The sequence below is a fragment of the Pseudarthrobacter sp. W1I19 genome (assembly GCF_030817835.1).
Classification (GTDB): Bacteria; Actinomycetota; Actinomycetes; order Actinomycetales; family Micrococcaceae; genus Arthrobacter.
Genome location: NZ_JAUSZR010000001.1, coordinates 2,743,420 through 2,763,792, shown reverse-complemented (window position 1 = coordinate 2,763,792; position 20,373 = coordinate 2,743,420). Strand labels below are relative to the sequence as shown.

At 63.4% G+C, this 20,373-nt stretch carries 11 protein-coding genes and 3 rRNA genes; 12 read left to right on the top strand and 2 right to left on the bottom strand.

The annotated features are described in order from the left end of the window. Positions 1-43 precede the first annotated feature (43 nt). From QF038_RS12955 to QF038_RS12940, 4 genes are all read left to right on the top strand, one after another. Positions 44-1,249, top strand: coding sequence for an argininosuccinate synthase (locus tag QF038_RS12955; protein ID WP_307610507.1), 1,206 nt, complete (start codon positions 44-46; stop codon positions 1,247-1,249). Positions 1,250-1,290: 41 nt separating this feature from the next. Then, positions 1,291-2,745 carry an argininosuccinate lyase gene (gene argH / locus QF038_RS12950; protein WP_307613472.1) on the top strand — a complete coding sequence of 485 codons (1,455 nt, stop codon included), beginning with the start codon at positions 1,291-1,293 and terminating at the stop codon, positions 2,743-2,745. A 76-nt stretch (positions 2,746-2,821) separates the two neighbouring features. After that, positions 2,822-3,370: a pyridoxal 5'-phosphate synthase gene (locus QF038_RS12945; protein ID WP_307610506.1), complete on the top strand. Its 549-nt coding sequence runs from the start codon at positions 2,822-2,824 to the stop codon at positions 3,368-3,370. Positions 3,371-3,380: 10 nt separating this feature from the next. Beyond that, on the top strand, positions 3,381-4,142 hold the full coding sequence (locus QF038_RS12940; RefSeq protein WP_307610505.1) for a maleylpyruvate isomerase family mycothiol-dependent enzyme: 762 nt from the start codon (positions 3,381-3,383) through the stop codon (positions 4,140-4,142). Between the two features lie 104 nt (positions 4,143-4,246). Here the strand turns inward: QF038_RS12940 and QF038_RS12935 are convergent, their stop codons facing one another. Together QF038_RS12935 and QF038_RS12930 are read right to left on the bottom strand one after the other, a co-directional pair. Further along, the gene (locus tag QF038_RS12935) at positions 4,247-4,741 is read right to left on the bottom strand and encodes a methylated-DNA--[protein]-cysteine S-methyltransferase (RefSeq protein WP_307610504.1); all 495 of its coding nucleotides are present in this window, start codon (positions 4,739-4,741) and stop codon (positions 4,247-4,249) included. Then, on the bottom strand, positions 4,738-6,276 hold the full coding sequence (locus QF038_RS12930; RefSeq protein ID WP_307610503.1) for a DNA-3-methyladenine glycosylase 2 family protein: 1,539 nt from the start codon (positions 6,274-6,276) through the stop codon (positions 4,738-4,740). Before QF038_RS12930 ends, QF038_RS12935 begins: the two co-directional genes overlap by 4 nt. 114 nt (positions 6,277-6,390) lie before the next feature. On the opposite strand from QF038_RS12930, the gene QF038_RS12925 reads away from it, so the two are divergent. The 8 genes from QF038_RS12925 (at position 6,391) to QF038_RS12890 (ending at position 20,366) form a co-directional block, all read left to right on the top strand. Then, the gene (locus tag QF038_RS12925; protein WP_307610502.1) at positions 6,391-7,053 is read left to right on the top strand and encodes a DNA-3-methyladenine glycosylase; all 663 of its coding nucleotides are present in this window, start codon (positions 6,391-6,393) and stop codon (positions 7,051-7,053) included. A 52-nt stretch (positions 7,054-7,105) separates the two neighbouring features. Then, positions 7,106-9,334 carry an AAA family ATPase gene (locus QF038_RS12920; RefSeq protein ID WP_307610501.1) on the top strand — a complete coding sequence of 743 codons (2,229 nt, stop codon included), beginning with the start codon at positions 7,106-7,108 and terminating at the stop codon, positions 9,332-9,334. Between the two features lie 117 nt (positions 9,335-9,451). Further along, the gene (gene tyrS / locus QF038_RS12915; protein ID WP_307610500.1) at positions 9,452-10,765 is read left to right on the top strand and encodes a tyrosine--tRNA ligase; all 1,314 of its coding nucleotides are present in this window, start codon (positions 9,452-9,454) and stop codon (positions 10,763-10,765) included. Positions 10,766-11,265: 500 nt separating this feature from the next. Continuing rightward, a 16S ribosomal RNA gene (locus tag QF038_RS12910) occupies positions 11,266-12,790 on the top strand. A gap of 515 nt (positions 12,791-13,305) precedes the next feature. Continuing rightward, a 23S ribosomal RNA gene (locus tag QF038_RS12905) occupies positions 13,306-16,431 on the top strand. A gap of 241 nt (positions 16,432-16,672) precedes the next feature. Further along, positions 16,673-16,789, top strand: a 5S ribosomal RNA gene (rrf, locus tag QF038_RS12900). Together the 16S, 23S and 5S rRNA genes form the textbook arrangement of a ribosomal RNA operon. A 638-nt stretch (positions 16,790-17,427) precedes the next feature. Then, a complete protein-coding gene (locus QF038_RS12895; RefSeq protein WP_307610499.1) occupies positions 17,428-19,371 on the top strand; it encodes a hypothetical protein in 1,944 nt (647 codons plus the stop codon). A 5-nt stretch (positions 19,372-19,376) separates the two neighbouring features. Next, positions 19,377-20,366, top strand: a complete 990-nt coding sequence (locus tag QF038_RS12890) for an HAD-IIA family hydrolase (protein ID WP_307610498.1) — start codon at positions 19,377-19,379, stop codon at positions 20,364-20,366. The last annotated feature ends 7 nt before the right edge of the window (positions 20,367-20,373 follow it).

Sequence of the window (20,373 nt, the reverse complement as noted above, 5' to 3'; positions counted from 1 at the left end):
TGAAGACAATATCTGCAATCCCCAACCACAAGGAGCATTTGAAGTGACTGAACGCATCGTGCTGGCCTACTCCGGCGGCCTGGACACCTCAGTAGCCATCGGCTGGATCGGTGAAGCCACCGGAGCCGAGGTCATCGCCGTGGCGGTTGACGTTGGACAGGGCGGCGAGTCCCTCGAGACCATCCGCCAGCGTGCCCTGGGCTGCGGCGCCGTCGAAGCCTACGTGGCCGACGCCTCCGACGAATTCGCCAACGAATACGCCATGCCCACCCTGAAGGCCAACGCCCTCTACCAGGGGCACTACCCGCTGGTGTCCGCCATCTCCCGCCCGGTCATCGTCAAGCACCTGGTCAAGGCCGCCCGCGAATTCGGTGCCACCACCGTTGCGCACGGCTGCACGGGCAAGGGCAATGACCAGGTCCGCTTCGAAGTGGGCATCCAGACCCTCGGCCCGGACCTGAAGTGCATCGCACCGGTCCGCGACCTCGCCCTCACCCGCGACAAGGCCATCGCCTTCGCCGAGGAAAAGGGCCTGCCCATTGAGACCACCAAGAAGAACCCGTACTCCATTGACCAGAACGTCTGGGGCCGCGCCGTGGAGACCGGCTACCTCGAGGACATCTGGAACGCCCCCACCAAGGACATCTACGACTACACCGCCACCCCGGAGTTCCCGCCGGCACCGGATGAGGTCACCATCTCCTTCGAGGCCGGCATTCCGGTAGCGATCGACGGCGTGAAGGTCACCCCGCTGCAGGCCATCAAGGAACTCAACCGCCGCGCCGGCGCCCAGGGTGTGGGCCGGATCGACGTCGTCGAGGACCGCCTGGTGGGCATCAAGTCCCGCGAAATTTACGAGGCCCCCGGCGCCATGGCGCTGATCACCGCCCACAAGCACCTCGAGGACATCACCATCGAGCGTGAGCAGGCCCGCTTCAAGGCCACCGTTGGCCAGCGCTGGGCCGAGCTGGTCTACGACGGCCAGTGGTTCTCGCCGCTCAAGCATTCCCTGGACGCTTTCATCGACGACACCCAGAAGTACGTCTCCGGCGACATCCGCATGGTGCTCCACGGCGGCCAGGCCATCGTCAACGGCCGCCGCTCCGACACCTCGCTGTACGACTTCTCCCTGGCCACCTACGACACCGGCGACACCTTCGACCAGTCCATGGCCCGTGGCTTCATCGAGCTGTGGGGCATGTCCGCCAAGGTTGCCTCCGGCCGCGACATCCGGGTCGCGGGAAAGTAGCCCCTGTGGTTGAGCAGAATTCGACGCCCGGGGATAACCCGGTGGTTGAGCTTGTCGAAACCCGGGTTTCGACAAGCTCAACCACCGGCTCCACGAACACCGGCGCGCTGTGGGGCGGCCGGTTCGCCGGCGGCCCCGCCGACGCCCTGGCGGCGCTGAGCAAATCCACGCACTTTGACTGGCGGCTCGCGCGGTACGACATCGCCGGATCCAAGGCCCACGCCCGGGTGCTGCACAAGGCCGGCCTGCTGGACGACGCCGAGCTGGAGGGCATGCTCGCAGCCCTCACCCGGCTGGACGAGGACGTGGCTTCGGGCGCCTATGTGCCGGCGGAGTCCGACGAGGACGTGCACGGCTCGCTGGAGCGCGGCCTGATCGAGCGTGCCGGGACCCAGCTGGGCGGCAAGCTCCGTGCCGGCCGGTCGCGGAACGACCAGGTGGCCACGCTGGGCCGGATGTTCCTGCGCGACCATGCCCGGATTATCGCCCGCGGTGTCCTGGCCACGGTGGACGCGCTGGTGGAGCAGGCCAAGGCCCACCACGGCGTGGCCATGCCGGGCCGCACCCACCTGCAGCACGCCCAGCCGGTCCTGCTCAGCCACCATTTGCTGGCCCACGCCTGGGCGCTGCTGCGCGACGTGCAGCGCCTCCAGGACTGGGACAAGCGCGCCGGCGTCTCGCCCTATGGGTCAGGCGCCCTGGCAGGCTCCTCCCTGGGGCTTGATCCCGAGGCGGTTGCGGCGGACCTGGGCTTCTTCTCCGCGGCCCACAACTCTATCGACGGCACCGCTTCCCGCGACGTCTTCGCCGAGTTCGCCTGGGTGTGCTCCATGATCGGTGTGGACTTGTCCCGGATCTCGGAGGAAGTCATCCTCTGGGCCACCAAGGAGTTCTCGTTTGTGACGCTGCACGATTCCTACTCCACGGGATCGTCCATCATGCCGCAGAAGAAGAACCCGGACGTGGCGGAGCTGGCCCGCGGCAAGGCGGGGCGCCTGATCGGCAACCTGACCGGGCTGCTGGCCACGCTCAAGGGCCTGCCGCTGGCGTACAACCGCGACCTGCAGGAGGACAAGGAGCCGGTGTTCGACGCCGCCGACACCCTCGAGCTCCTGCTCCCGGCCGTGTCCGGCATGATCGCCACCCTGACGTTCAACACTGAACGGATGGAATCGCTGGCACCGCAGGGTTTTGCCCTTGCCACCGACATCGCCGAGTGGCTGGTCCGCCAGGGCGTCCCGTTCCGCGAGGCGCACGAACTCTCCGGCGCGGCCGTCAAGCAGGCGGAATCCCGCGGCGTAGAGCTGTGGGACTTGACCGACGAGGAGTATGCCGCCATCTCGGAGCATCTCACGCCGGAGGTCCGCACTGTCCTGTCCACGGAGGGTTCGCTGAACAGCCGCAACTCCCAGGGCGGAACGGCACCGGCCGCCGTCGAACGCCAGCTGGCCGCGCTGGAAGCCGAGCTCGACGGCGTGCGGGAGTACGCAGGGTAGGAGCCTTGGGTTTCGACAGGCTCAACCACCGCCGTTGGTTGAACCTGTCGAAACCTGCTTTCGTTAGGCTGGCTCCATGAGCGAAACGTTCCGCAAGTTCCTTCGCACCCTTCCCGACTTCCCGGCGGAGCTTCCCGGCTTCGATCCGGACAAGGCGCCGCAGGACCCCACCGAACTGTTCAAACAATGGCTGGACGAGGCCCTGGCCGCGGGGGAGCAGCAGCCGCACGCCTTCAGCCTCGCCACGATTGGCACTGGTTCCGGCGGCGGGCAGCAGCCGTCGTCGAGGATGCTGATCCTGAAGAACATTGACGACGACGGCTGGCATTTCGCCACGTCCCGCACGTCCCGGAAGGGCCGGGAGCTCGCGGCGGAACCCAGCGCCGCCATGAACTTCTACTGGGCCTCGCAGGGCAGGCAGGTCCGGGTGGCAGGGCCCGTGGCGGAACTGTCCGCCGAGGCTTCGGCCCGGGACTGGGCGGAGCGGCCGCGGGCTGACGGCAGTGAAAACCCCAACTGGCAGCTCTACGCCCTCCGGCCCGCCGAAATCGAGTTTTGGCAGGCCAGCAACGACGGCCAGCACGTCCGGCACCGTCTTGGCCCGGACGGCGCCCTTCCCGGCTAGGATGAGCGCCATGACAGCTCCCGAACCCGAACTCCTGCTCGCCGCACTCCATCAGGCTGCCGATAATGTCGCCGTCGATGTTGCCAAACTCAGTGACGCGGACGTCGGGGCGCCTTCCGCGCTTCCCGGCTGGACGAGGGGCCACGTCCTGGCCCACCTGGCCGGGATCTCCAACGCGATGGCCCGGCAGCTTGAGTACGCCGCGCGCGGCGAAACCATTGAGCTGTACGACGGCGGCATGGCGGGCCGGAACAAGGCGATCGACATGGCCGCAGGCCACGATGCCGCTACCCACCGTGCGGACCTGACTGCCGCGTTGGATCGGGTGCTGCGGGCATTTGATGTACTGCCCGGCGTCAAGGACTCGTCCGCTCACCAGACGGGCTGGTGGGCGCCCATCTCCTACCGCGGGGGAGTGGTCCTGGACGGCGGCCTCGCGCTGTGGCGCGAACTCGTCATCCACAACGCGGACCTGCAGACGGGCAGGGGACCGGAAACCTGGAGCAAGCCTTTCTGTGAGCACCTGTTCGATTTCCTCGCGGCCCGCGTCCCGGCAGAGGAGAAGCTGGTGCTGCAGCCGCTCGGACTGCCTCCGGTGGCCATCGGCAGCGGGAACCGGTCCACTGTGGTCAGCGGCATGATCACGGACATCGCGGCCTGGCTGGCCGGCCGCGAACCCACCCTGGGGAGCCTGCGCGCCTCCGCGGCGGCCGACGGCGTCGACCTGCCCGAACTCCTGCCGTGGCCAGCCGGAACCCCAACCTCCAAGTAGCGGCTCCGATTCTGGTTGCGCTATCAGTTTTGGTCCCTAAAACCCTGCTTTGGGGACCAAAACTGATGGCGCAAAGGGAGCTCTAACGCCGGCGATAGGACCTGTCAGGCGGCCTCGCGGGCCAGGAGGCTCTCCTTGATGGGCAGTCCCCACCGGAAGCCGCCCAGCGAACCGTCTGTCCGGATGACGCGGTGGCAAGGGACAAACAGTGCTGCGGCGTTGAACGCGCAAGCGCTGGCGGCCGCCCGGACGGCTTTGGGGTTGCCCGCCAGCTCCGCATACTCGGTGTACGTCACCGGAGATCCCGGCTGGACAAGGCGCAGCACGTCCCAGGCGTGGGCGCGGAACGGCCCTGACTTCTGCAGCACAGGCACGCGCATCGCCGGCGCCGGATCGCCTGCGTAGAACGCCTCCACTGCGGCGGAGATGCCGTCCAATTCGGTGACCAGTTCAATGGTGGCCGGCCGCAGCGACGGATGGATCTGCCCGGTCAAATCGCCGGGCTTGTCGGTCCACCCGCTTGAGAGGACCGCCCCGTCCCGGGCCAGGATGGTGAACGGGCCGTCCGGCGTGGACAACTGAAGCAACTGGGCCTTCATGGTTTCGCTTTCTCTGCTGTTCCGGTGCCTGCACCGGCAGACTGTGTGGTGCCGCCCCGGCGGGAGGCGGCTGCGGTCTGGGCTGCTGCCCGCCACAAGTGCATGGTGGCGTACGAGCGCCAGGGACTGACCTCGCGGAAGTCTGGGCTGGCGGTGCCAGTCCCATCGGCTGCCGCGGCAACTCCTTGGTCCAGGGCCCTGACCCCGTTCCGCACCGCCGCATCGTTGGCCAGGAAGATATCCGGGGCGCCGAGGACCCGCATCGCGAGGTACCCCACCGTCCATGGTCCCACTCCGGGCAGGGGCAGCAGCTTCGCACCCAGGCTGGCTACGTCGTCGCCGTAACCGAAATCCAGGGTGCCCTCCGCGAGGGCGGCGGCGGCCGTCCGGAGGGAATCCGCTCGTTTCCTGGGGCCCCGCAGGAGGGCGTGGCCGTCCGCTGCTATTTCAGCAGACGTGGGAAACATCCGGTCCAGGCCATCGCCGGGGCTTTGGCTGGAACGTCCGACGGCGGCCAGCTGGGTAAGTGCCGTCCGCGCCGCCGCGACGGTGATCTGCTGTCCGATCATCGCCCGGACAAGCATTTCGGCGGGGTCCAGGGCGCCAGGCATCCTGACACCCGGCGCGGCAGCCACTGAGGCGGAGAGCCGGCGGTCCGCTGCCAGCGCACTGTCGATCGCCACCGGATCAGCGTCCAGGTCGAACAGCCGCCGGACGCGGCTGAGCAGGGCCGGCAGGTCGCGAAGGTCCACCGCGCCGATGGTGAGGGTCAGCGGCCGCCCCGGGGCATCGGCGTCGTACTCGATTCGAAAGCGTGCGTCGCCCTGCGGCAGCCGGAGAGTGCGCGCATAGGAGGACGCTGATCCTGCCTCGATTCCGGGGATGGCCCGAACAGCCAGGAACGTGAAGATGCCGGGGTCGAATGGCTCGCGGTAGGGAAGGCTGAGGGTCAGGGCGGTGGAGCCGCCGGTTGCTTTGGAGTGCCGGGCGGCGCGGAGGGCGGTGGGGGTCATGTCGAAGACCTCCAGCATGGTTTCGTTGAACTGCCGGACGCTGCTGAAGCCGGCCGCGAACGCGACATCGGCGAGCTTCATCGAGGTGGAGACCAGCAGGGTGCGGGCCGTCTGCGCCCGCCCGGCCCGTGCGAGTGAGAGGGGACCGGCGCCCAGTTCCTGGCTCAGGATGCGGTTCAGTTGCCGGGAGGAATAGCCAAGCCGGGCGGCCAGGCCGTCCACGCCGTCGCGGTTGACCACGCCGTCGTTGATCAGCCGCATGGCCCGCCCTGCAATGTCCTGGCGGACGTTCCACGCCGGGGTGCTGGGAACAGCCTCGGGGAGGCAGCGCTTGCAGGCCCGGTAGCCGGCATCGTGGGCTGCGGCCGAGGTTTCGTAGAAGGTGACGTTCGCGGCTTTGGGCGTCCTGGCCGGACACGACGGGCGGCAATAGATGCCCGTGGTCCGCACGGCAGTAAAGAACTGCCCATCGAACCGGGTGTCCCGGGCATCAATTGCCCGGTAGCGCTGCCAGAAATCCATTCCTCCATCCTGCCAGCCTGGCGGGGCCGCAGCTAGCGGAAATCGGACATGGCCGTGGCGCTGTTTCTTTGCGTTGCTCCGCGTATCGCTGCTGGTTTTGGATAGAGTCTGGCCATGAGCAAAAGCCCCTCGCCGGATCCGGAAGGGCTGCGGGAGTTCCTGTCCGGCGACGCCCGCGAACTGGCCCCGATGCTGCTGGGTGCCGTCCTGACCCACGAGTCGAGGGAGGGCCGGGTGTCCGTCCGCCTCACCGAAGTGGAGGCCTATCTCGGCCCGGAGGATTCCCTGCATCCGGATCCCGGTTCGCACACCTACCGCGGTCCCACTCCCCGGAATGCCCCGATGTTCGGCCCGGCCGGGCACCTGTACGTGTACTTCACGTATGGGATGCACCACTGCACGAACGTTGTGTGCGGGCCGGAAGGGGTGGCCTCCGCCCTGCTGCTGCGCGCCGGGGAGATTGTGGAGGGTGTGGAACTCGCCCGGCACCGCCGTGCCACCTCGAAAAATCCTGCCGACCTCGCCAGCGGGCCGGCGCGGCTGGCCAAGGCACTGGGCCTGACCACGGCGTACAGCGGCCGGGATGCATTGGCGCCCCCGTTCGGGCTGGCGCTCCCCGAGCATCCCGCCGGCCACGTGAGCTCCGGCCCACGGGTGGGCGTCTCCGGCGCCGGCGGATCGGACGACTACTCCTGGCGGTTCTGGATCGGCGGCGATCCCACCGTTTCCAAATACAAGGCAGCGAAACCCAGGCAGGCCAGGCAACACCTGCGTTAACGGAAATGGTTGTAGAATGGACGGTCTGTCTTTTGCGATAGGGGAACGTTAAATGCTCGACGCCGATTTGGCCCACGAACGGGACTATGTTGCCGGGCTGTATGCCCGGCTGGAGGAGCTCCGCGAGGAAAAGCGCAAGCAGCTTGCGCAGGTCCGGCGGGCAGGGGCTGTGGGCACCATGCAGAACGTTTCCGAGCGTGACGCCTTCGCGGCCTTGTATGAGGACCGCCTGGCGCAGCTGGATGCGGTGGATGACCGGCTGGTGTTCGGCCGCCTGGACCTGGACTCCGGGGAGGCGCAGTACATCGGCCGCATTGGCCTCACCACCGAGGACCTGCAGCGGCTCATGGTGGACTGGCGCGCGCCCGAAGCCGGGCACTTCTACCAGGCCACGGCCTTTGACCGGCAAGGCGTCCGCCGCCGCCGGCACCTGATCCTGCAGGGCCGCGAAGTCAAAGCCATCGAAGATGACGTCCTTGACGCCGACATGCTGTCCGACGACGAGTCCCTGCAGGGTGAAGGTGCCCTGCTCGCGGCCCTGAATTCCAAACGCACCGGCCGCATGTCGGACATCGTGAGCACGATCCAGTCCGAACAGGACCGCATCATCCGGTCCTCCATTTCGGGCGCCGTAGTGGTCCAGGGCGGGCCCGGCACGGGCAAGACCGCGGTCGCGCTGCACCGTGCCGCCTATCTGCTGTACACCCACCGTGACCGCCTGAAGTCCGCCGGCGTGCTGCTGGTGGGCCCGTCGTCGTCGTTTATGAAGTACATCGAAAGGGTGCTGCCCTCCCTCGGCGAGACCGGCGTGGTGATGGCCAGCCTGGGGCGGCTGATGCCCGGCATCAGCGCCGTCCCGGAACCCGACGCCGACGTCGCTGCCATCAAGGGCCGCCTGGACATGGCCACGGTGGTGGCCAACGCTGTGGCCAACCGCCAGCGCATTCCCGCGGAGAACCGGATCCTGGAGGTGGACGGCCGCAAGCTGGTGCTGACCCCGCGCCAGGTCCGGCGTGCCCGCGAACGTGCCCGTTCCACGGGCAAGCCGCACAACGAGGCCCGCGTGACGTTCGTCAAGATCCTGCTGCGCGAACTGACAGAACAGATGACCGACCTGGTGGAAGCGGGCAACATCGGCAACAACGCCGACCGCTCCTACCTGGCCGAGGACGTCCGCACCGCACGTGACGTACGCATTGCCCTCAACCTCTGCTGGATGCCCATGACGCCCGAAAAGCTGATTTCAGAGCTCTTCAGCAAGCCCGCGCTCCTTGAGTTCTGCACTCCGGACATGAGCCCCGCTGGGCGGGCCCTGCTGCTGCGTCCGGCCGATGCGCCGTGGACTGAGTCTGATGTTCCGCTCCTGGACGAAGCCGCCGAGCTCCTGGGCGAGCTGGACCCGGCGGCTGGCCGCGGCCTGGCACAGCAGGAGCACGACCGCGCCCGCGACCTCGCCAACGCCAAGCAGACGCTGGTCAACATGGAGGCCGCAGGAGTGGACCCGCTGATGTCCGCGGAGGAGCTGGCCGAGCAGAACCAGGAACAGGAAGCGCGCCTGACGGCTGCCGAGCGTGCCACCAGCGACCGCACCTGGGCATTTGGGCACATTGTGGTGGACGAGGCGCAGGAGTTGTCGCCCATGCAGTGGCGCCTGCTGGTCCGCCGCTGTCCCTTGAAGTCCTTCACCATCGTGGGGGATATTGCGCAGACCAGTTCCGTGGCCGGTGCCAACTCATGGCAGGGCGCGCTTGCCCCGATGTTCGGGGACCGCTGGCAGCTGGAAGAGCTGACGGTCAACTACCGCACCCCCTCCCAGATTGCCGAGGCGGCGGTCCGCATGGCCAACGCCGCGGGGCTTGTGGTGTCCGCGCCCAAGGCCGTGCGGGAAGGGCGCTGGTCGCCCGTCATCGATGAGGTGGAGCCCGGCCAGGTGGTCAGCCGCCTGGTGGAGGTCCTGCCGGAGGAACTGGAAGCGCTCGACGGCGGCCTGCTTGCCGTCATCGCCGACGGTCACCTTCTGCCGGAGGCCACTGCGGCCCTGCGTGCCGTACATGGGCGCCGCGTCGGCACCGGTGCCGGCAGCTACGAGCAGGACATTGTGGTGATCAGTCCCCGCGAAGCCAAGGGCCTGGAGTTCGACGGCGTTGTGGTGCTTGAGCCTGCCACGATGCTGAACCACGAGCATGGCAAGGTGGGGGACCTGTACGTGGCCATGACCCGCGCCACGCAGCGGCTGCGGCTGATTGCTGCCGAGCCTGTCCCGGCCGGCATCAAGCGCTGACCCTCTGTTTGTTGTCCCGTCGCTTTTGTCTCGTCGCTTTTTGTCCCGCACGGCGGGGCGGGCGCCGGTGCCTCTGTTCAGGCGCCGGCGCCCGGTAATACTGCTAACTTAGAAGGCGTGCCAGAAATCAGCAGCCTCGAATCGCAACAGAACGATCCCACTTTTGCCAATGTTTGGCAGGAACTGAAGTGGCGTGGCCTGGTCCACGTCTCCACTGACGAGGCTGAGCTGGAAAAGCTCCTCGCCGGTGGACCGGTCACGTACTATTGCGGCTTCGATCCCACTGCGCCGAGCCTCCACCTGGGCAACCTGGTGCAGCTGCTGGTGATGCGGCGGCTGCAGCTGGCCGGCCACAAACCCCTCGGGCTCGTGGGCGGTTCCACGGGCCTGATCGGCGACCCCCGCCCCACGGCCGAGCGCACGCTGAACACCAAGGACACGGTGGCGGAATGGGTGGGCTACCTTCAGGCGCAGGTGAGCCGGTTCCTCAGTTTTGATGGGGACAACGCGGCCCGCATGGTCAATAACCTGGACTGGACCGCACCGCTGAGCGCCATTGACTTCCTGCGTGAGGTGGGCAAGCACTTCCGGGTGGGCACCATGCTGCGCAAGGACGCCGTGGCCTCGCGGCTGAACTCAGACGAGGGCATCAGCTACACCGAGTTCAGCTACCAGATCCTGCAGGGTATGGACTACTTGCAGCTTTTCCGGGATTACGGCTGCATGCTGCAGACCGGCGGTTCGGACCAGTGGGGCAACCTCACCAGCGGCACCGAGCTGATCCGCAAGGTGGAGGGCAAGAGCGTCCACGCCCTGGGAACGCCCTTGATCACTAACTCTGACGGCACCAAGTTCGGCAAGAGTGAGGGTAACGCCATCTGGCTCGACGCCGGCATGTGCAGCCCGTACGCCTTTTACCAGTTCTGGCTCAACACCGCAGATGCGGACGTTGTGGACCGGCTCAAGGTGTTCACCTTCCTGACCCGGGCCGAGATCGAAGAGATTGCGGCAGCCGTGGCCGAACGCCCCTTCGCACGTGAAGGCCAGCGGAAGCTTGCCTTCGAAGTCACGGCCCTGGTCCATGGGGTTGAGGCTACGGAAAAGGTCATCGCCGCTTCGGCTGCGCTGTTTGGGAACGGTGACCTGTCCGCACTGGACAAGCAGACGCTCCAGGCGGCGACTTCAGAACTCCCTTCCACCACTGTGCAGGTGGACGCGCTGGGAATCGTTGACCTGCTGGTTGCCTCCGGGCTTTCGGACAGCAAGTCCGCTGCCCGCCGCACCGTTGGTGAGGGCGGAGCCTACGTAAACAACGAGAAGGTGCTCGACCCCGAAGCAGTCATCTCAGAGTCTGAACTCCTGCACGGGCAGTACCTGCTCCTGCGCAGGGGCAAAAAGAACCTGGCCACCGTGGAAGTACTGGTTCCCTAGCCCATAGCCGCACACTTTGCACGCTCCTCCGCAGGCGATTTGCACGCCCGCGGAGGGGCGTGTATTGTTTTCTGAGTCGCCACCGCCGAGTGGCGGCTAACCCCAACAAATAAGAAGCAATTCTTGGCCGCGCAAAGCGCGGATTGGAGAAATTGCTTCGCTTTTTGCTGGGCGGATTCATTCCACCGAGTGAATTCCGGGAAAACAACCGGATTTGCAAAGTGAAAATGAATGAAATAAGATTGAAACATCGCAGCGAAGAAATACGAAAAAGAAATTCATTTAGTTGAATTGTTTCGGGAATATTCGAATGTGTCTGTTGTTTGAGAACTCAATAGTGTGCCAAGTTTGTTGATACCAATTGTTTTAGTGATTGGTTGAATTGACCGGGCTTGTCCGCCCCTGTGGGTGGGTCTGGTTTTTACAGCTGGTTTCAAATTTTGCAGCCTGGTTTCCGCGTTTTCCCGTGGTTTCTTGGTTGTGTTCGTTTTTGTTTTACTTCAACGGAGAGTTTGATCCTGGCTCAGGATGAACGCTGGCGGCGTGCTTAACACATGCAAGTCGAACGATGATCCGGTGCTTGCACCGGGGATTAGTGGCGAACGGGTGAGTAACACGTGAGTAACCTGCCCTTAACTCTGGGATAAGCCTGGGAAACTGGGTCTAATACCGGATATGACTGATCATCGCATGGTGGTTGGTGGAAAGCTTTTTGTGGTTTTGGATGGACTCGCGGCCTATCAGCTTGTTGGTGAGGTAATGGCTTACCAAGGCGACGACGGGTAGCCGGCCTGAGAGGGTGACCGGCCACACTGGGACTGAGACACGGCCCAGACTCCTACGGGAGGCAGCAGTGGGGAATATTGCACAATGGGCGAAAGCCTGATGCAGCGACGCCGCGTGAGGGATGACGGCCTTCGGGTTGTAAACCTCTTTCAGTAGGGAAGAAGCGAAAGTGACGGTACCTGCAGAAGAAGCGCCGGCTAACTACGTGCCAGCAGCCGCGGTAATACGTAGGGCGCAAGCGTTATCCGGAATTATTGGGCGTAAAGAGCTCGTAGGCGGTTTGTCGCGTCTGCCGTGAAAGTCCGGGGCTCAACTCCGGATCTGCGGTGGGTACGGGCAGACTAGAGTGATGTAGGGGAGACTGGAATTCCTGGTGTAGCGGTGAAATGCGCAGATATCAGGAGGAACACCGATGGCGAAGGCAGGTCTCTGGGCATTAACTGACGCTGAGGAGCGAAAGCATGGGGAGCGAACAGGATTAGATACCCTGGTAGTCCATGCCGTAAACGTTGGGCACTAGGTGTGGGGGACATTCCACGTTTTCCGCGCCGTAGCTAACGCATTAAGTGCCCCGCCTGGGGAGTACGGCCGCAAGGCTAAAACTCAAAGGAATTGACGGGGGCCCGCACAAGCGGCGGAGCATGCGGATTAATTCGATGCAACGCGAAGAACCTTACCAAGGCTTGACATGAACCGGAAACGCCTGGAAACAGGTGCCCCGCTTGCGGTCGGTTTACAGGTGGTGCATGGTTGTCGTCAGCTCGTGTCGTGAGATGTTGGGTTAAGTCCCGCAACGAGCGCAACCCTCGTTCTATGTTGCCAGCACGTGATGGTGGGGACTCATAGGAGACTGCCGGGGTCAACTCGGAGGAAGGTGGGGACGACGTCAAATCATCATGCCCCTTATGTCTTGGGCTTCACGCATGCTACAATGGCCGGTACAAAGGGTTGCGATACTGTGAGGTGGAGCTAATCCCAAAAAGCCGGTCTCAGTTCGGATTGGGGTCTGCAACTCGACCCCATGAAGTCGGAGTCGCTAGTAATCGCAGATCAGCAACGCTGCGGTGAATACGTTCCCGGGCCTTGTACACACCGCCCGTCAAGTCACGAAAGTTGGTAACACCCGAAGCCGGTGGCCTAACCCCTTGTGGGAGGGAGCTGTCGAAGGTGGGACTGGCGATTGGGACTAAGTCGTAACAAGGTAGCCGTACCGGAAGGTGCGGCTGGATCACCTCCTTTCTAAGGAGCACCTACAGATCATTTGCTGCCGCGTATGTGGTGGTGGGGGTTTGTCAGGAGTATATGCCCGTTGCGCAGACGCAAGTTCTGCGGCGGGTGCTCAAGGGTGGAATATCAACAAATAGCGGCTGCTTGTTCTTCTCCTTGTCTAGTACGGATGCCTTTGGGTGTCCTGGAACGGTGCGGGAGCGGGGTTGGGTGGTTTAGTGTTTGGCACACTGTTGGGTCCTGAGGCAACAGGGCCGGGGGTTGCTGCGGTTTTGGTCGTGGTGGTTTTCCGGGTTTGTTTGTTTCTGGTTTTCCTGGCTGCACCGGTCATGCATGTTGTGTGTGTGGGGTGTGTGGTTTGGGGTTGTTGTTTGAGAACTACATAGTGGACGCGAGCATCTTTTATAAGAAGCAATTTCCAAGAATATGAACCTGGATCTGGCTGCGCTGTTGGCACCTCTTTTTGGGGTGTTGGGGTGTGGTTGGTTTTCGTGGTTCTCTCGTGAATTAGTTTTTTGATCTTTTGTGGTCAAGTTTTTAAGAGCACACGGTGGATGCCTTGGCATTAGGAGCCGAAGAAGGACGTAGGAATCTGCGATAAGCCTGGGGGAGTCGATAACCGGACTGTGATCCCAGGGTGTCCGAATGGGGAAACCCCGCCAGGGGCGCGAGTTGCCTGGTGACCCGCATCTGAACACATAGGGTGCGTGGAGGGAACGCGGGGAAGTGAAACATCTCAGTACCCGCAGGAAGAGAAAACAATAGTGATTCCGTTAGTAGTGGCGAGCGAACGCGGATCAGGCTAAACCGTTCCATGTGTGATAGCCGGCGGGCGTTGCATGGTCGGGGTTGTGGGACTTTCCGTTCTGTCTCTGCCGGGACAGTGGGGTGTGATGTGCAGGCATAGGTGAACGGTCTTGAAAGGCCGGCCAGAGAGGGTGTGAGCCCCGTAACCGTAATGTTGTGTACCGCCTGGAGAGTATCCCAAGTAGCACGGGGCCCGAGAAATCCCGTGTGAATCTGTCAGGACCACCTGATAAGCCTAAATACTCCCTAATGACCGATAGCGGACCAGTACCGTGAGGGAAAGGTGAAAAGTACCCCGGGAGGGGAGTGAAACAGTACCTGAAACCGTGTGCTTACAATCCGTCGGAGCAACCTTAGTAGTTGTGACGGCGTGCCTTTTGAAGAATGAGCCTGCGAGTTAGTGTTACGTCGCGAGGTTAACCCGTGTGGGGAAGCCGTAGCGAAAGCGAGTCTGAATAGGGCGTTGCAGTGGCGTGATCTAGACCCGAAGCGAAGTGATCTACCCATGGCCAGGTTGAAGCGACGGTAAGACGTCGTGGAGGACCGAACCCACTTCAGTTGAAAATGGAGGGGATGAGCTGTGGGTAGGGGTGAAAGGCCAATCAAACTTCGTGATAGCTGGTTCTCCCCGAAATGCATTTAGGTGCAGCGTTGCGTGTTTCTTGCTGGAGGTAGAGCTACTGGATGGCTAATGGGCCCTACAAGGTTACTGACGTCAGCCAAACTCCGAATGCCGGTAAGTGAGAGCGCAGCAGTGAGACTGTGGGGGATAAGCTTCATAGTCGAGAGGGAAACAGCCCAGACCACCAACTAAGGCCCCTAAGCGTGTGCTAAGTGGGAAAGGATGTGGAGTTGCTCAGACAACCAGGAGGTTGGCTTAGAAGCAGCCATCCTTAAAAGAGTGCGTAATAGCTCACTGGTCAAGTGATTCCGCGCCGACAATGTAGCGGGGCTCAAGTACACCGCCGAAGTTGTGGCATTCAAATATTAGCTAAGCCCTTGTGGTTCAGGCGTTTGGATGGGTAGGGGAGCGTCGTGTGGGCAGTGAAGTCGCGGTGTAAACCAGCGGTGGAGCCTACACGAGTGAGAATGCAGGCATGAGTAGCGAAAGACGGGTGAGAAACCCGTCCGCCGAATGATCAAGGGTTCCAGGGTCAAGCTAATCTGCCCTGGGTAAGTCGGGACCTAAGGCGAGGCCGACAGGCGTAGTCGATGGACAACGGGTTGATATTCCCGTACCGGCGAAAAACCGCCCATGCTGAACAGGGGATACTAACTGCCCGAGACCTGCCCGACACCCCTTGTGGGTGAAGGGTTTTGGTGGAGCGCAGGACCTGATCCTGGGAGGCAAGCGTATTAACAGGTGTGACGCAGGAAGGTAGCCGAGCCGGGCGATGGTTGTCCCGGTCTAAGGATGTAGGGCGAACGGTAGGCAAATCCGCTGTTCATGATGCCTGAGATCTGATGGGACCCCCGTTTGGGGGGATTTGGTGATCCTATGCTGCCGAGAAAAGCATCGACGCGAGGTTTTAGCCGCCCGTACCCCAAACCGACACAGGTGATCAGGTAGAGAATACTAAGGCGATCGAGAGAATTATGGTTAAGGAACTCGGCAAAATGCCCCCGTAACTTCGGGAGAAGGGGGGCCCCAACCTTGAACGGACTACGCGTCCGGGAGGGGATCGGGGCCGCAGAGACCAGGGGGAAGCGACTGTTTACTAAAAACACAGGTCCGTGCGAAGTCGCAAGACGATGTATACGGACTGACTCCTGCCCGGTGCTGGAAGGTTAAGAGGACCGGTTAGCCTCACGGCGAAGCTGAGAATTTAAGCCCCAGTAAACGGCGGTGGTAACTATAACCATCCTAAGGTAGCGAAATTCCTTGTCGGGTAAGTTCCGACCTGCACGAATGGAGTAACGACTTCCCCGCTGTCTCAACCATAAACTCGGCGAAATTGCAGTACGAGTAAAGATGCTCGTTACGCGCAGCAGGACGGAAAGACCCCGAGACCTTTACTATAGTTTGGTATTGGTGTTCGGAGTGGCTTGTGTAGGATAGGTGGGAGACGTTGAAGCCCGGACGCCAGTTCGGGTGGAGTCATCGTTGAAATACCACTCTGGTCACTTTGGACATCTAACTTCGGCCCGTAATCCGGGTCAGGGACAGTGCCTGATGGGTAGTTTAACTGGGGCGGTTGCCTCCTAAAAAGTAACGGAGGCGCCCAAAGGTTCCCTCAGCCTGGTTGGCAATCAGGTGTCGAGTGTAAGTGCACAAGGGAGCTTGACTGTGAGAGAGACATCTCGAGCAGGGACGAAAGTCGGGACTAGTGATCCGGCGGTACATTGTGGAATGGCCGTCGCTCAACGGATAAAAGGTACCTCGGGGATAACAGGCTGATCTTGCCCAAGAGTCCATATCGACGGCATGGTTTGGCACCTCGATGTCGGCTCGTCGCATCCTGGGGCTGGAGTAGGTCCCAAGGGTTGGGCTGTTCGCCCATTAAAGCGGTACGCGAGCTGGGTTTAGAACGTCGTGAGACAGTTCGGTCCCTATCCGCTGCGCGCGCAGGAAATTTGAGAAGGGCTGTCCTTAGTACGAGAGGACCGGGACGGACGAACCTCTGGTGTGTCAGTTGTACTGCCAAGTGCACCGCTGATTAGCTACGTTCGGATGGGATAACCGCTGAAAGCATCTAAGCGGGAAGCTCGCTTCAAGATGAGATTTCCATACACCTTGTGTGTGAGAGGCCCCCAGCCAGACCACTGGGTTGATAGGCCGGATGTGGAAGCGAGGACTAACGACTCGTGAAGCTGACCGGTACTAATAGGCCGATAACTTACACCACACACCCACCCCGCAAACGGATTCAAAAGCGTTTGCACCCGGGGCGGGTAAAAAGATAAACAAGACTGCTTGCGTCCACTATGTGGTTCCCAAACAACAAACCAAACACGTTTGTTGCAGGGAACAAAAACACAAAACTACATAACAACACCACAGCTCTGCCTAACAAGGAGAGCATGTTGTAACCACAAAGATTTCCCACCCACCACGGCGCAAAGCCCTGGGGGAACGGGTAGAAGGGTTACGGCGGTCATAGCGTGGGGGAAACGCCCGGTCCCATTCCGAACCCGGAAGCTAAGACCCACAGCGCCGATGGTACTGCACCCGGGAGGGTGTGGGAGAGTAGGTCACCGCCGGACATAAATTGAAGAAGTAGGGCCCTGACAAAAGACGTCAGGGCCCTACTCTGCTTTAACCACCAAAACCCGCTGAGCTATCAGATACAGTCCCCAACCGGCCTTCAAAACGACGATAACTGATACCGCAACGCCCCATCACGTCCTGCACTGAACCGGCGGACGCCCCATCACCCCCCGCACAGGATTCGAAAAACCCTCCATCACCTCCCGCACGGGATTGGGAAACCCTCCATCACCTCCCGCACGGGATTGGGAAACCCTCCATCACCTCCCGCGCCTCGAAGGGGGAGACCTCCCGCACTCCGCCCCGGGGAGCACGGCCGTCAAACCCCAACCGGAAGTGATGGAGCGACGCGCCGGAAGCCGCAGGAACTGATGGAGCGTTGGCTCAAAACCCGCAGGACGTGATGGAGCGTCCGTGGGAGACCTGCAGGAGGTGATGGTGCGTTGGGTGTGAAGATGGCCACGATCCCGTTGCCTGATGGTTGCCCTGTCCTGCCCCGCGAAGCAACTCCACTAGAATTGATGAAGATGTACGGACTTCGAAGCGCTTGATTTCGGGTTGCGTAGGAAAACGAAACACGGATACGAGCGGCTGCAGTTGCGCCAGTGGTCGGCTCACAACAGGAGGAATCCACATGGCTGAGCACAATGGCGGCAACCGCGGCGGGAATGACCGCGGCGGGTTCCGCGGACACAACAACTCCGGCGGCGAACCCCGCGGATTCCGCTCCCGGCCCGGCCGGGACAACAATGATCCCTCCAAGCGTGCAGCGGGCGGGGGAGAGCGCAAGCCCTTCGGCGACCGTGACAAGAAGCCTTTTGGAGATCGTCCGCGCCGTGATGGTGAGGGTGACCGCCGTGGTTTCGGTGGTGGTGAGCGCAAGCCCTTCGGCGACCGTGATCGTAAGCCGTTCGGCGACGACGACCGTAAGCCGTATGGCGATCGGGAGAACCGTTCGTTTGGTGATCGTCCGCGCCGTGATGGCGATGGCGAACGCCGTGGCTTCAGTGGTGGCGAGCGTAAGCCGTTCGGTGACCGCGATCGTAAGCCGTTCGGCGACGGCGACCGTAAGCCGTATGGCGATCGGGAGAACCGTTCGTTTGGTGATCGTCCGCGCCGTGATGGCGATGGCGAACGCCGTGGCTTCAGTGGTGGCGAGCGTAAGCCGTTCGGTGACCGCGAGCGTAAGCCCTTTGGTGACCGCGAGCGTAAGCCCTTTGGTGACCGCGACCGGAAGCCGTATGGCGATCGGGAAAACCGTTCGTTTGGTGACCGTCCGCGCCGGGAGGGCGAAGGTGACCGCCGAGGCTTTGGCGGAGGAGAGAACCGCAAGCCGTTTGGCGACCGCAATGACCGTCCCAACCGCGGTGACCGCCAGGAAGAACGCCGCGCACCGCGCAGCTTCGACCGCGGTCCGAGCCGCAACGACAGCCGTGACGGTGCTCCCCGCACCTTCGGCCGCGACCGCCAGGAAGAACGCCCGGTCCGCGTACCCAACGTGCGCGACCTCCGCAGCGCCAACCGCCCTGACCGGGAACGGTCCCCCCAGATCGACGACGATGTTACGGGCAACGAACTTGACCGCGCCACCCAGCACCAGATTAAAACCCTTGAGGCCAACAGCGCCGAATGGGTCGCCCGCCACCTGGTGATGGCCGGCCGGCTGATCGACGACGAGCCGGAGTTGGCCTTCCAGCACGCCCTGGCCGCCAGCCGGCGCGGTGGCAGGCTGGCTGCTGTCCGCGAAGCCGTGGGCCTCACGGCCTATGCAGCGGGCCACTACGGCGAGGCACTTCGTGAATTCCGGACATACCGCAGGATCAGCGGCTCCAACGTGCACCTGCCCGTCATGGCCGACTGCGAACGTGGGCTTGGCCGCCCCGACCGTGCGCTCGATGTGGTCCGGTCCGAGGAAGCCCAGGACCTGGACGCTCCCGGCAAGGTTGAACTTGCCATCGTGGCCGCGGGTGCACGCACCGACCTTGGCCAGCTGGATGCCGCCGTTGCCGAGTTGGAGATCCCGCAGCTGGACATCAACCGCGCCTTCTCCTACAGCCCCCGCCTCTTCCGCGCCTACGCTGACGCACTGGCTGCCGTGGGCCGGACCACTGAGGCGGACAAGTGGCAGAAGCAGGCCGTAGTGGCTGAAAACGCATTGGGCCTTGGCGTTGACGAAGAACCCGACATCATCGACCTGGGCTGGGACGAGGAAGAAGAGGCCCGCGAGGAAGCCGAGCGCCGGCGCCTCCTTGACCGCGCCTCCACCGCCTCCACCGCGTCCGGCGCCGCCGGTGCTTCCGGTGCAGCGGCAACGTCATCCACCGCCGCTGATGCCCCCGCCACAATCGGGGCAGCCACAACCGAGGCAGCAGAAACGCCTGCAGCTGAAGAAGCCGTGGATGCCAGCATCGATGATCAGGAAGCGGACTACTTCGTTGCAGACGACGCCGAGTCAGACGAGGACTCGGTGGAGCCCGACGAGCTGGGCCACGACGAGCTGGGCCACGACGGGGAGGACCTGCCGGCCGGCAACGCTCCGGAGGACCACCAGGGCCACCAGGATCGCCGGGAAGACTAAGACGGATGACTGAAGCAAGCCTGATCTCCCGGTTCGATGCACTCCTGGCGGACCTGGACGGCGTGGTGTATGCGGGCCCGCACGCCATCCCCGGTGCGGTGGAATCACTCCTTCAGCTGGAAGGCCTCGGAGTTGGCCTGGGTTACGTGACCAACAACGCATCGCGGACCCCGGCACAGGTCGCGGCCCACCTCCGAGAGCTCGGCGCACCGGCGGCCGATGACCAGGTGGTCAGCTCCTCACAGGCCGCCGCGGAGCTGCTCGCCTCCGAGCTGCCCCCGGGTTCCCGGGTGCTTATTACTGGCAGCCCGGCACTTGCCCAGGAAATCGAACTCGTGGGCCTGGTGCCGGTGTACAGCCAGGACGAGAATCCAGTGGCGGTGGTCCAGGGCTTCAATCCGGCCATCGGCTGGAAGGAACTCGCCGAGGCCTCCTACGTTGTGGCAGCCGGAACAGTGTGGGTTGCCACCAACACGGACATGTCCATCCCCCAGGCCCGCGGCATCGCGCCCGGAAACGGGACGCTGGTGGCCGCTGTTACCGCCGCCACGGGCCAGACGCCCCGCGTTGCCGGAAAACCTGAAGCCCCGCTGTTCCACTCCGCCGCCAAGCGGCTTGGAGCAGAGCGCCCGCTGGTGGTGGGGGACCGGCTGGACACGGACATCCTGGGCGGCAACAACGCCGGCTTTGCCACCGTGGCTGTCCTGACCGGCGTCGACACCCGGAAAACAATCCTTGCTGCCCGCGCCGCCGAGCGGCCCAACTACATCATCAATGACCTGACGGAGCTGTACAGCCCCTACCCCGAGGTGACGCACGACGACGGCACTTACGCGTGCGGAGAAGCCACCGCTCGCGTGGCCAACGGCGCCGTGGGCGTCATTGGCAGCCAGGACAGCCTCGACGCCTGGCGGGCAGCCTGCGCCGCCTGGTGGGCGGCCACTCCGGATGCCTCCACGGCACAGGAACCGAAACTGGCCTGGCTGGATCACTAGACTGGTT

Coding starts and splice junctions, on each gene's coding strand:
- QF038_RS12945 (WP_307610506.1), top strand. CDS start 2,822: ATGAGCGAAACGTTCCGCAAGTTCCTTCGCACCCTTCCCGACTTCCCG.
- QF038_RS12940 (WP_307610505.1), top strand. CDS start 3,381: ATGACAGCTCCCGAACCCGAACTCCTGCTCGCCGCACTCCATCAGGCT.
- QF038_RS12935 (WP_307610504.1), bottom strand. CDS start 4,741: ATGAAGGCCCAGTTGCTTCAGTTGTCCACGCCGGACGGCCCGTTCACC.
- QF038_RS12930 (WP_307610503.1), bottom strand. CDS start 6,276: ATGGATTTCTGGCAGCGCTACCGGGCAATTGATGCCCGGGACACCCGG.
- QF038_RS12925 (WP_307610502.1), top strand. CDS start 6,391: ATGAGCAAAAGCCCCTCGCCGGATCCGGAAGGGCTGCGGGAGTTCCTG.
- QF038_RS12920 (WP_307610501.1), top strand. CDS start 7,106: ATGCTCGACGCCGATTTGGCCCACGAACGGGACTATGTTGCCGGGCTG.
- QF038_RS12895 (WP_307610499.1), top strand. CDS start 17,428: ATGGCTGAGCACAATGGCGGCAACCGCGGCGGGAATGACCGCGGCGGG.
- QF038_RS12890 (WP_307610498.1), top strand. CDS start 19,377: ATGACTGAAGCAAGCCTGATCTCCCGGTTCGATGCACTCCTGGCGGAC.